7 protein-coding genes are annotated in these 12,001 nt (G+C 64.6%); 5 read left to right on the forward strand and 2 right to left on the reverse strand.

The features are described from left to right. Positions 1–6: 6 nt before the first annotated feature. Together recF and gyrB are read left to right on the forward strand one after the other, a co-directional pair. Positions 7–1,152 carry a DNA replication/repair protein RecF gene (gene recF / locus NWI01_RS08485; RefSeq protein ID WP_141383445.1) on the forward strand — a complete coding sequence of 382 codons (1,146 nt, stop codon included), beginning with the start codon at positions 7–9 and terminating at the stop codon, positions 1,150–1,152. 264 nt (positions 1,153–1,416) lie between these two features. Beyond that, entirely contained in the window at positions 1,417–3,858 is a 2,442-nt protein-coding gene (gene gyrB, locus NWI01_RS08490) for a DNA topoisomerase (ATP-hydrolyzing) subunit B (RefSeq protein ID WP_141383436.1), read from the forward strand. Between the two features lie 49 nt (positions 3,859–3,907). Here gyrB and NWI01_RS08495 read toward each other — a convergent pair whose 3' ends face one another. Continuing rightward, a complete protein-coding gene (locus NWI01_RS08495) occupies positions 3,908–4,474 on the reverse strand; it encodes a PAN domain-containing protein (protein ID WP_181410416.1) in 567 nt (188 codons plus the stop codon). A gap of 547 nt (positions 4,475–5,021) precedes the next feature. Further along, entirely contained in the window at positions 5,022–6,392 is a 1,371-nt protein-coding gene (locus tag NWI01_RS08505; RefSeq protein WP_141383439.1) for a glutamate--cysteine ligase, read from the reverse strand. Between the two features lie 485 nt (positions 6,393–6,877). Between NWI01_RS08505 and NWI01_RS08515 the strand changes: the two genes are divergently transcribed. The 3 genes from NWI01_RS08515 to NWI01_RS08525 all read left to right on the forward strand — a co-directional run bounded on the left by NWI01_RS08515 (position 6,878) and on the right by NWI01_RS08525 (position 11,957). Then, positions 6,878–10,060 carry a tetratricopeptide repeat protein gene (locus NWI01_RS08515; protein ID WP_141383440.1) on the forward strand — a complete coding sequence of 1,061 codons (3,183 nt, stop codon included), beginning with the start codon at positions 6,878–6,880 and terminating at the stop codon, positions 10,058–10,060. Between the two features lie 182 nt (positions 10,061–10,242). After that, positions 10,243–11,169, forward strand: coding sequence for a sulfite exporter TauE/SafE family protein (locus NWI01_RS08520; protein ID WP_141383446.1), 927 nt, complete (start codon positions 10,243–10,245; stop codon positions 11,167–11,169). Continuing rightward, positions 11,166–11,957, forward strand: a complete 792-nt coding sequence (locus NWI01_RS08525; protein WP_141383441.1) for a TIGR02186 family protein — start codon at positions 11,166–11,168, stop codon at positions 11,955–11,957. Before NWI01_RS08520 ends, NWI01_RS08525 begins: the two co-directional genes overlap by 4 nt. Positions 11,958–12,001 lie beyond the last annotated feature (44 nt).

A 12,001-nucleotide genomic window follows, 5' to 3' on the forward strand; every position in this document is an offset into this window, starting at 1 on the left:
GGCGTCATGATCCCCTCCCGCATCCGCCGCCTGAGCCTCACCCACTTCCGCAACTACCGCGCCGCGACGTTCGAGACGCGCAGCAACATGATCGTGCTGGTCGGACCGAACGGCGCCGGCAAGACGAATTGCCTCGAAGCCATTTCGCTGCTGTCGCCGGGACGCGGACTGCGTCGCGCAACACGCGACGACATCGCGGACAACACGGGAGACGGCTCCTGGGCGGTGTCGGCCGAGATGCAAGGCGCGCTCGGCCTTGCGACGCTCGGCACCGGCATCGACGCGCCGGACAATGAAGCAGCTCCAAGCAGCCGGCGCTGCCGGATCGACCGCGAGCCCGTCGCATCGGCAGCCGCGTTCGGCGACCATCTGCGCATGGTCTGGCTGACGCCCTCGATGGACGGCCTGTTCACCGGGCCGGCGTCTGACAGGCGGCGTTTCCTCGACCGTCTGGTGCTCGCGATCGACAGTGACCACTCCGGCCGCGTCTCGGCGCTGGAGCGCAGCCTACGCTCGCGCAACCGCCTGCTGGAGATGCGTCACCACGACGACCTCTGGTGCGAGGCCGTTGAGCGTGAAACCGCCGAGCTTGCGGTCGCGGTCGCGGCGATGCGCGCGCAGACCGTGACGCGCCTTATGGCCGCGCTGGAGGCGCGCGGCGAGGCCTCCTCGTTTCCTGCGGCAAGCATCCATCTCGACGGCTGGATGGAGAACGCGCTGCTGACCGAGCCGGCCACGGTGGTGGAGGATCGCTACCGCGAAATCCTGCGCGCCAGCCGCCCTCGCGACGCCGCCGCCGGCCGCACGCTCGAAGGCCCGCATCTCACCGATCTCGAAGTGATCTATGCGCCGAAGAACATGCCGGCGAAGGAGGCCTCCACAGGCGAGCAGAAGGCGCTCCTGATCGGCCTCGTGCTGGCCCACGCCCGGCTCGTGGCCGAGATGACGGGCATCGTCCCGCTGCTGCTACTCGACGAAGTCGTGGCTCACCTCGATCCCGACCGCCGCGGCGCGTTGTTCCGGGAGCTTGCCGGTCTGGGCGCCCAGGTCTGGATGAGCGGCGCCGACCCGGCCGCCTTCGCCAACCTCAGTGCCGGCAGCGAAACCTTCAAGGTGGATTCGGGCCGGATCACCCGCGCGCCTCCTTCGTGAGGCGGGTCGAAACCCGGCGGGACACGAGCGGGAAAATCCCGCAGCTTTCGTCCCGAGGCGACGGCTCCGATGGTTGCGAATCGCGATATGGGACGCTTCGCGAATCGCCTGTTTTCGTCCTTGAAAAACTCCATAAAAATCCTATTTATTCAACACCTTACGTAGCACAACTTTGCGCTAGGCGTGGTGCCGCTTTCGTGGCAGAAATAGACATCTCAGCCGCATCGACCGCGGTTGTCCCGGGACACCCTCTGAAGGCCTTTCATGAACGAACCTGCCCGGCAGCAAATTGCCGATACCCCATCTGCCGCGGCCGTCGAATATGGCGCGGAATCGATCAGGGTTCTCAAAGGCCTCGACGCCGTGCGCAAGCGGCCCGGCATGTATATCGGCGACACCGATGACGGCTCCGGTCTCCACCACATGGTCTATGAAGTCGTCGACAACGCCATCGACGAGGCGCTGGCGGGACACGCCACCGCCGTCGAGGTCATCCTCAACGCCGACAATTCAGTCACGGTACGCGACGACGGCCGCGGCATTCCCGTCGACATCCACAAGGGCGAAGGCGTCTCGGCGGCTGAAGTCATCATGACGCAGCTGCACGCCGGCGGAAAGTTCGATCAGAATTCCTACAAGGTCTCCGGCGGACTGCACGGCGTCGGCGTCTCCGTCGTCAACGCGCTCTCCAGCAAGCTGACCCTGCGCATCTGGCGCAAGGACAAGGAGCACCTGATCGAATTCGCCAACGGCGACGCGGTGGCGCCGTTGAAAGTCGTCGGCGACGCCAACGGCAGGCGCGGCACCGAAGTCACCTTTCTCGCCTCGACCGAGACCTTCACCAACATCGAGTATGATTTCGCCACGCTGGAGCATCGGCTGCGCGAACTCGCATTCCTGAACTCCGGGGTCAACATTCTGCTCTCGGACATGCGTCACGCCGTCGAGCGGCGCGAGCAGATGATGTACGAAGGCGGCGTGGTCGAATTCGTCAAGTATCTCGACCGCAACAAAAAGGCGATGGTGGCGGATCCGATCATGGTCCGCGCCGAGATGAACGACATCAGCGTCGAGGCCGCGCTGTGGTGGAACGACAGCTACCACGAGAATGTCCTGTGCTTCACCAACAACATTCCGCAGCGCGACGGCGGCACCCATCTCGCCGGTTTTCGCGGCGCGTTGACCCGGCAGGTCAACGGCTATGCCGACGCCATGGCCAAGAAGGAGAGGATCGCGCTGACCGGCGACGACTGCCGCGAGGGATTGACCGCGGTGCTTTCGGTGAAAGTGCCGGATCCGAAATTCTCGTCGCAGACCAAGGACAAGCTGGTGTCGTCGGAAGTGCGCCCCGTGGTCGAGAACGTCATCAACGAGGCGCTCGCCGCCTGGTTCGAGGAGCATCCGACCGAGGCGAAACTCATCGTCGGCAAGGTGGTCGAGGCCGCGGCGGCGCGCGAGGCCGCGCGGAAGGCGCGCGAACTGACACGGCGCAAGGGCGCGCTCGATGTCGCCTCGCTCCCCGGCAAGCTCGCCGACTGCCAGGAACGCGATCCGGCAAAATCAGAACTGTTCATCGTCGAGGGAGACTCGGCCGGCGGAAGCGCCAAGCAGGGCCGCAACCGTGAATTCCAGGCCGTCCTGCCACTCCGCGGCAAGATCCTGAACGTCGAGCGCGCGCGCTTCGACAAGATGCTGTCGTCCGAGCAGATCGGCACGCTGATCACCGCGCTCGGCACCGGAATCGGCCGCGAGGATTTCGACCTCTCGAAGCTGCGCTATCACAAGATCATCGTGATGACGGACGCCGACGTCGACGGCGCGCATATCCGCACGTTGCTCCTGACCTTCTTCTTCCGCCAGATGCCGGCACTGATCGAGGCCGGCCATCTCTATATCGCTCAGCCGCCGCTCTACAAGGTGACCCGCGGCAAATCCGAGCGGTATCTGAAGGACGAGCGCGCCCTGGAAGATTACCTGATCGAGACCGGGCTCGACGACTGCGTGTACAAGCTCGCCACCGGCGAAGACCGCGGCGGCCGCGACCTGCTGGCGCTGGTGGATGACGCCCGCGTGATCCGGAACGTGCTGCAGAATCTGCATAGCCGCTACAACCGCGGCGTGATCGAGCAGGCGGCGATCGCCGGCGTGATGAATCCGAGGATCACCGAAAATCTGGCGACGGCAAGCGCCGCCGCCGATTACATCGCCAGGCGACTGGATGCGCTGGCCGACGAGGTCGAGCGCGGCTGGGCTGGACGCTTTGTCGAGGGCCAGGGCTTTTTCTTCGAGCGCACCGTACGCGGCGTCAAGGACGTCGCCATGATCGACGACGCGCTGCTCGGCTCGGCCGATGCGCGCAAGCTCGATGAATATGCTGGCAGGCTGCAGGAAGCCTATCCGCGCCCCGGCCTGCTGCGACGCAGGGATACCGAAACCGCGATCCATGGTCCGGTCAGTCTGTTCGAGGCGGTGACCGACGCCGGGCGCAAGGGCGTCGCGCTGCAACGCTACAAAGGCCTCGGCGAGATGAACCCGGGCCAGCTCTGGGAGACCACGCTCGACGTCAGCGAGCGTTCGCTGCTGCAAGTAAAGATCAAGGAGGTCGACGAGGCCGACGACATCTTCACCAAGCTGATGGGCGACGTGGTCGAGCCGCGCCGCGAGTTCATTCAGGACAACTCGCTCAGCGCCAATGTGGACGTGTGAGCCGGCGACGCCTCACCTTCATTCGAAAACGTGGTAGCGTTCGCGACAGCTATCGGACGACACCGGAGGTGAAGCCGGGTCTGCGATGCGGCGGCTTGATTTCCTTTTTCAGGAAACATCGCGCGGCTTTGCCGGCGTATCCCGACCGCACATAGGTCCAGGCCCGGCACTTGCTATCGGCATCGCAGGCATGCCTGCAAACCTGATCGGCGTCGGCTCTCTCGTCTTTCCTGATCTCGAAGTTGCGATAGTCGCCGCCTGAGCGATCGGTGGAGGTTTCCACCGGGCCGATCCGTCGCTCGATCACGCCCGCGCCGCGGACACCGGACACGCAGCACCGGTTTGCGATCCGCGGAGGCAACGCGTTCTTGAGCCAGCATACCGCGGTTTCCGACCGTTCATTCGGATAGCTGAAGCTCCAAGCGCGGCAGCGTCGGTCGCGTTCACATGCCAGGCCGCAATCGACGGGATCGCCCGACCGCAGCGGCACCCGCAGATAGTCGGCGCCGGGCCGGTCGAAATTGACCTGAGCACTGGCCGGACGCACCGCCGGAACGGAGCTCCACAACAGCACGGCCAACAGAACCAGGCTTACCTTCAGTGCATGAACTTTCATCACCTGCCGCAAAGCAGCGCATCCCCAACGAGGACGTGCGCGGATAGGAGTCATTAAATCGCGCCCTCAATGTACGTTGGATGAACAATCGCCGCGAAACAACCCGCTGACCCGATGATACCTCGATTCGGCGGAGCCGATCGCTTCGAACCCGCGAAGCAACGGATGCATCATCGTCAGCCGTTCCGCCGCGAAGCCGTGATGCGGATCTTCTCTGTAGCGCTCCTGAGCGAAACACGTCGTGGGGCTTGAACTCGGGACGGAGACCCGCCCGCATGAAGAAAGCGCCTCAGAATACCAATCTCGAGCCTCGCTTCTGATTCAGTCAGAAGCGGAAAGGCTCTGTAGCGTTTTCGAGCGAAGTGGAATCCGGTTCGCGTGAAGAAAACGCGTCAAAACATAAAGATAGAGTCTTTCACTGTTTCCATGAAGCGGTGAAAGACCCTAGAGCGGCGGCCGGTCAAATGGAATCAGCGCCGCCGCTCCAGTTAATTGATCGAGCATCGGATTTATCCCGAAACCGGCTCCCACTTTCGGGTCCGATGCTCTAGAAGGCATATTCGCTATACGCGGGTTCCACCGAACCACCCCACGCGCCGTTGAACTTCTCCAGCATCTCCTCGGCCGGACAGCGGCCTGAATCCAGGATTTGATCAAGCGGCTCCAGATGCCGCGACTCATCGCGGCCGTGGCGGTCGATACGGCCGCGCCGGCGCAATCCCCCATGCGCCAGCAGCAGGCATTCCTTGGCGATTTCAAACAGGTAGCGATTCTTGATCCGGGCCTTGAAGCCCAACCGCGAGACATCATCGCGCAACGCCTGACGTTCCTGCGCATTCCAGCGCTTCGCGATTTCCCACGCCCCGTCGAGGCTGGCGTCGTCATAGAGCAATCCGACCCAGAACGCCGAAAGCGCCGGCAGACGCCCCCAAGGCACGCCATCGGCGCCGCGCATCTCCAGATACCGCTTGAGCCGTACCTCGGGAAAAATTGTCGACAGATGATTGGCCCAGTCTGAAAGGGTCGGCCGCTCGCCGGGGATGGCCTTGTTCCTGCCGTCAAAAAAATCACGAAACGAGGAGCCGGATACGTCGATATAATTTTCGCCGCGCTTGACGAAATACATGGGAACGTCGAGCGCGTAATCGACCCAGCGTTCGAAACCCATGCCGTCCTCGAACGCCCAGGGAATCATTCCGGCGCGGGCGTTATCCGTGTCGCGCCAGATTTCCGAACGGTACGACAGGAAGCCGTTCGGCTGGCCTTCGGTGAAGGGAGAATTTGCGAACAGCGCCGTCGCAACCGGCTGCAACGCGACCGACACCCGCAGCTTCTTGACCATGTCGCTTTCGGACGAGAAATCCAGGTTAGTCTGCACGGTGCAGGTCCGAAACATCATGTCGAGGCCGTAGCGGCCGACCTTCGGCATGTAGTCGTTCATGATCCTGTAGCGGCCCTTCGGCATCATCGGGATCTGCGCGAGAGACCAGGAGGGGGTCATGCCGAGGCCGAGAAATCCGATCCCGAGCGGCGTCGCGACCTCCTTGACCTGCGCCAGATGCGCCGCAAGTTCGGATTGAGTCTGATGCACCGTCTCGACCGGCGCGCCCGACAGCTCGAACTGGCCTCCCGGCTCGAGCGAAATCGCGCCACCCCCGGTAACGTCATGGAGGCCGATGATGTTGCCCTGCTCCATGATCGGGTCCCAACCAAGAAGCAGTTGCATCCCTTCGAGCAAGGCGCCGATACCACGCGGTCCCTCGTAAGGTACGGGGTCGTGGCCCCCAAGCGTGAACGGCGTCTTCTCGTGCTCGGTGCCGATGCGGAACTCGGATGCGGGCTTTACACCGGCTTCCAGCCAGGTCACGAGCTCGTCGCGCGATTGCAGCAGCGTCATATCGATCTGGTCACGCGCCATGAATGATCCCGATGCGGGGCGTTGCGACCACGCGATGCCGGTTGGAAACGGATACTGAGCCGAATGGCTCTTAATCGCGAAAGATGAAAGAGACATCATCGCGCGGACGCTCCGTCTCTCACAGCAAGCGCGGGAGCCTCATTGCAGGAACAACCGGGCCGGTCAAGCAGCCCCGCGAAGCATCGCAGCCTCAAGTTGAAGAGTTTCGCGCCAACCCTGGCGGTCGGGGTCGCCACAATCAAAGATTGTATCATCATCGCAAATCACCCTCAGGATGTGATCGCGATCCGACAAAACTCCTGCGTTCCGTCTCAAAATGACACTTTTAGCGAGCAGCGGCCCCACTCCTTAACTGCTTGTTTACCGTAACACGAAAAGGTTGAGCCTCAGCGGCGGGACCCGCGCCAGTTTGGATTGTCCTATTCAGGATTGGCACGGGAAACGCGAGGGCGCATCGGGGTGCGCGGTCGACACTGGACGAAAGCATGAATTCGCGGGGATCGTCGAGCGACGACGGAATCGAACCATCCGATCGCGAGGGGGCGGACGCTGCCGCGCGGCGCGCCGGCACATCCCGTAACGACGGGCCGGGTTCCAGATCCGGCAGCACCCCGCCGGATCCGACGCAGCCGGCGGCATCTCCCCCGAACAGCCCGGAGATGGCGGACATTCATCAACGGCTGGATTCCATCACGCGCCAGATCGATCAGTTGGCAAGCCCGGCCGAGAACGGCGAACCCGCGGTTGCCCGCCAGCTCAACGACGCCATTTCGCGGCTCGATGCCCGGCTCGCCCGGGTCACAGCCCAGACGCCCGCAGCGAACCCGCAGCAACGGGCCGCGACCGGAAACCACGGTCGATCGACATCACCGGACCTCGTCACGCTCGAATCCGCGATCGCGGAGATCGCCGCGCGCCAGCATGAACTCGATGAGACGCCGCGCGCGCCATCCTCATACAGCTCAGCCCCCGCGGCGTCCACGATGAGAACGCCGCGACAGGCTGCGGATTTCTCCAGCCTCGAACGGCAACTCTTCAAGATCACGAGCCAGATCGAATCCCTGCAACGCCCCGACGGGATCGAGCAGTCGATCGCCGCATTCCGCATCGAACTTGCGGGAATCCGTCATGTGATCACCGAAGCGATGCCGCGCCGGGCGATCGAGTCGCTCGAAAACGAGATTCGCTCGCTTTCGCAGCGCATCGAAGAAGTCCGCCAGAACGGCAGCGATGGTCAGGCGCTGGCGAATATCGAACGCGCCCTCAAGGAAATTTACGACGCGCTGCGATCGCTGAAGCCGGCGGAACAGCTTTCGGGATTCGACGAGGCCATCCGCAATCTCGGCAACAAGATCGATTCGATCGTGCGCGGCAGCGGCGACAGCAGCATGATGCAGCAGCTTGAGAGCGCGATCGGCGCGCTTCGCGGCATCGTCTCGAACGTCGCCTCCAACGACGCGCTGGAACGCCTCGGCAACGATCTCAACATGCTGTCGTCTAAAGTCGACCAGCTCGGTCGGCCCGCGGGCGACGGGGATTTCTACGCCGCGCTCGAACAGCGCATGGCCGCATTGACGCAGACCCTGGAAAACCGCGAAAGCCCGGCCTCGGGCAGCAGTTTCGAACAACTTGAAGAGACGGTGCGGGCGCTATCCGAGCGTCTCGACCGCCTGCCCGCCGGTCACGATTCGTCCTCGGCGCTGGCGCACCTCGAACAGCGGGTCTCGATGCTGCTCGAACGCCTGGAGACCGCAGGCGAACCTTCAGGATCCCATCTCGGGCGCGTTGAAGAGGGTTTGCAGGATATTCTGCATTGCCTGGAACGGCAGCAGGCCGGACTCGCGGCGATGTCCGAAAGCGGTCCGCGAAGCGCCGTCCCGACCATGGATAGCGAGGTCGTGGAAGCGATCAAGCGCGAACTATCCGAGATGCGCTTCTGCCAGTCGGAAACCGACCGTCACACCCAGGACTCGCTCGAGGCCGTTCATAACACCCTGGAGCATGTGGTCGACCGGCTGGCGATGATCGAAAGCGACCTTCGCGCGGTTCACACCATGCCCGCCCGTGCCGAGCCGTCCCGCGGCGGAATAATGCCGGAACGGACGGCAAATCTGCCGCCCAAACCCGAATTGCCAAATCCGGTACTGTCGCAGACGGCCCCGCAGCCAACTCCGGCCCGCACCGCAACGGCGGCGCCGATCCCGCGCGCCATAGCCGATGCCCTGATCCCCAAAGAGACATTCGATCCGGATCGCGTCGCGCCATCCGCGACAGCGCCCTCGCCGCGCCCCGCGATCGACCCGAAGCTGCCGCCCGATCATCCGCTCGAGCCCGGCACCCGTCCGGCGGGACGCGCGGCAACGCCGTCGGAGCGCATCGCGGCCTCCGAGAGCGAGACCGGCGATGTCGCCGAAACCTCGCGCGAGAAGTCGGGCTCATCCTTCATCGCCGCCGCGCGCCGCGCGGCGAAGGCGGCCGCCGCCACCGCGCCGCCACCCGACAAGGCGGGTCGAACCAAGGTCGCCATCGAACCGGCGCGTCCCGCCACGGGCGGATCGGACATCAGCACCAAGATCCGTTCCCTGCTCGTTGCAGCGAGCGTGGTGGTGATCGTCCTCAGCAGTTTCAAGTTCGCGATGACGCTGCTCGACAGTTCTCCGCGCGCCACCCTCAGCGAAAGCGACCCGGCCGCTCCCGTGACCAAGCCGCCAGCCGACACCGAAGGCAACGCCGGCCCAGAGATACCGCAGCCACCCTCGATGATCGCGCCAACGCCGATCGACCGGCAATCGATGATCGCACCGCCCGCCGGTGACAGCGCGGCTCCGGCCGAAAACCCCTCGGATGCCGTGCCGGCGAGCCGGCCAGACACGCCGTCCCCCGACGTCACGGGTGCGATCCCGGGCGGACACACGACGGAACCGGCTGCAACGCCGCCTGCCGCATCGCTTCCCGACAGCATCGGCGGCACCCCGCTGCGTTCCGCCGCGCTCCAGGGCGACCCTGCCGCCTCGTTCGAGGTCGGCGTTCGCTACGCCGAGGGAAAAGGCGTCACGGTCAACTACGAAGAAGCCGCGAAGTGGTACGAACGGGCGGCTCATGCCGGCATCGTACCCGCCATGTTCAGGCTCGGCGCCCTGCATGAAAAGGGGCTCGGCACGAGCAAGGACGTCGATACGGCGCGGCGCTATTACGTGCAGGCAGCCAACGGGGGTAACGCCAAGGCGATGCATAACCTTGCCGTGCTCGACGCCGATGGTGGCGGCAAGGGCGCCGACTACACGAGCGCGGCGACATGGTTTCACAAGGCGGCAGAGCGTGGAATAGCCGACAGCCAGTACAATCTCGGCATTCTTTACGCCCGCGGCATCGGCGTCGAACAGAACCTCGCAAAATCCTACAAGTGGTTCAGTCTCGCCGCCGCCCAGGGCGACGTGGATTCCGGACGCAAACGCGACGAAGTCGCCAAGCGGCTCGATCCGCCGTCGCTTGCCGCCGCCAAGCTCGCGGTTCAAACCTTCGTGGTCACGCCGCAGCCCAGCGATGCGGTCGGCGTTCCCAGCCCCGCGGGCGGATGGGACAGCGCGGCTGCAAAGCCCCGCGCCAAACCGGCGCCGGGGAAATCCGCGAGGGCGCACGCAGCGATGGCGCGGCATACCGCGCCTTGATCCAGGCCCGCCCCTTCAGGTGTGACCGGTAGAGCCGAAATACCGGGCCGTCGCGAATTCTTTAACCCCTGTCACCGATGATTTCGGTTATGCAGAGGGCACGGCTTGCGGCCGTGCCGCGACTTAAAGTCCACGCTGCGAAGGCGCCGCCCGTCAGCAGCCAGATCCGAAAACGAACGCGCGTGCAGCTTTACCTCCCGATCGCTGATATCCCGGTCAACGTGTTGCTGATCCTGGCGATGGGAGCGGCGGTGGGCTTCGTGTCGGGGATGTTCGGCATCGGGGGTGGCTTCCTGATGACGCCCCTGCTGATCTTTGTCGGCATCGCCCCGGCGGTTGCGGTCGCAACGGTCACGAGCCACATCGCGGCGTCCTCGTTCTCCGGTGCGCTGTCCTACTGGCGCAAGCGAGCCGTCGACCCGATGCTCGCACTGGTTCTGCTAAGCGGCGGCATTATCGGAACCATATTCGGGGTCCTGACCTTCACGCAGCTGCGCTCGCTGGGACAGCTCGATCTTCTGATCGCGCTATCCTACCTCGTGCTGCTGTCAGGGGTCGGCGCGGCGATGTCATGGGAGGGGCTGCGCGCGATGCTTCGGGCGCGGCAGAGCCGGACCGTTCCGTTGCGGCGCTCGGGCGGCCATGGCTGGGTCCATGGCCTGCCGCTGAAAATCCGCTTCAAGCGCTCCAAGATCTACCTGTCGGCCATCCCGGTGATCGCCATCGGCCTGCTGATCGGCTTCATCGGCGCGGTCATGGGCATCGGCGGCGGCTTCATACTGGTGCCGCTGCTGATCTACCTGCTGCGGGTTCCGACCTCGACGGTGATCGGCACCTCCATGATGCTCACCCTCATCACCATGACGTTCGCCACCGTGCTACACGCCGCCACCAACCACCTCGTCGACGCCGTGCTGGCGTTGATCCTGATGACCGGTGGCGTGACCGGCGCGCAATTCGGCGCCCGCGCCGGCCAGCGCATCCGGGGCGAACATCTGCGCCTGCTGCTCGGGCTGCTGATTCTGGCCGTCGGAATCCGCTTTGCGATCGAGCTGGGCCTCCGCCCCGCCGATCTCTACACCGTCCGCGAAACCACGGGCGATACATGAGGACGCGCGCAACAGCGGCGATGATCCGGCTGGCGCTGCTGCTCGCCGCGATCCTCGTTGCCGGCCGCGCGCATGCCGAGCACCTCATCGTCTCGGTGTCGAACCATCGCGTCACCGTGACGCCGAACTATTCCGGCGAGGAGCTGGTGCTGTTCGGCTCGATCGAGCGCGAGGGCGATGCACCGCTTCCGCCCGCCGGCTACGATCTCGTCGTCACTGTCAGCGGGCCGCCGGTCGACATGATCACGCGCCGCAAGGAGCGATGGTTCGGCATCTGGGTGAACGCCGATTCCCGGCAATTCCTCCAGGTCCCGGCCTATCTTGCGGCTTTCGCCAACCGGCCGCTGGACAGGATCGCCGCGCCGGACATCCTGCGCCGGCAGCAACTCGGGCTGAACAACGTACTGCTGACGCAACGCGTCGGTTCCGACTACGCCGACGTGGTGCCGAGCGATCCGTTCCGCCGCGCTTTCATAAGGCTGCGAAGCGAACATGGGCTTTACCGGGAGAACACCTCGGCGGTGACCTTCCTGACCCCGACCCTGTTCCGCACCAGCATTCCGCTCCCGGCGGAGGTGCCGACCGGCACCTACACCATCGACATCAAGCTGCTTGCCGGCGGCGCGCTGATTGCAAAGACCGATACGGCGTTCGAAATCGTCAAGGTCGGCTTCGAGCAATTCGTGGCCACGGCCGCCAGGCAACATGGCATGGTTTATGGCGTGGCGACGGCGCTCATGGCCTTGACGGCCGGCTGGATGGCGTCGATCGTTTTTCGCAGGGACTGAGAGCCCTAGAGCGGCGGCCGGTCAAATGGAATCAGCGACGGCGC

Origin of the sequence: Nitrobacter winogradskyi, from assembly GCF_006539545.1 — a bacterium.
In the GTDB taxonomy this organism is placed as follows: Bacteria; Pseudomonadota; Alphaproteobacteria; order Rhizobiales; family Xanthobacteraceae; genus Nitrobacter; species Nitrobacter winogradskyi_A.

Excerpts from the sequence above, each read along its gene's own strand:
- recF (WP_141383445.1), top strand. The coding sequence starts at position 7 with ATGATCCCCTCCCGCATCCGCCGCCTGAGCCTCACCCACTTCCGCAAC.
- gyrB (WP_141383436.1), top strand. The coding sequence starts at position 1,417 with ATGAACGAACCTGCCCGGCAGCAAATTGCCGATACCCCATCTGCCGCG.
- NWI01_RS08495 (WP_181410416.1), bottom strand. The coding sequence starts at position 4,474 with ATGAAAGTTCATGCACTGAAGGTAAGCCTGGTTCTGTTGGCCGTGCTG.
- NWI01_RS08505 (WP_141383439.1), bottom strand. The coding sequence starts at position 6,392 with ATGGCGCGTGACCAGATCGATATGACGCTGCTGCAATCGCGCGACGAG.
- NWI01_RS08515 (WP_141383440.1), top strand. The coding sequence starts at position 6,878 with ATGAATTCGCGGGGATCGTCGAGCGACGACGGAATCGAACCATCCGAT.
- NWI01_RS08525 (WP_141383441.1), top strand. The coding sequence starts at position 11,166 with ATGAGGACGCGCGCAACAGCGGCGATGATCCGGCTGGCGCTGCTGCTC.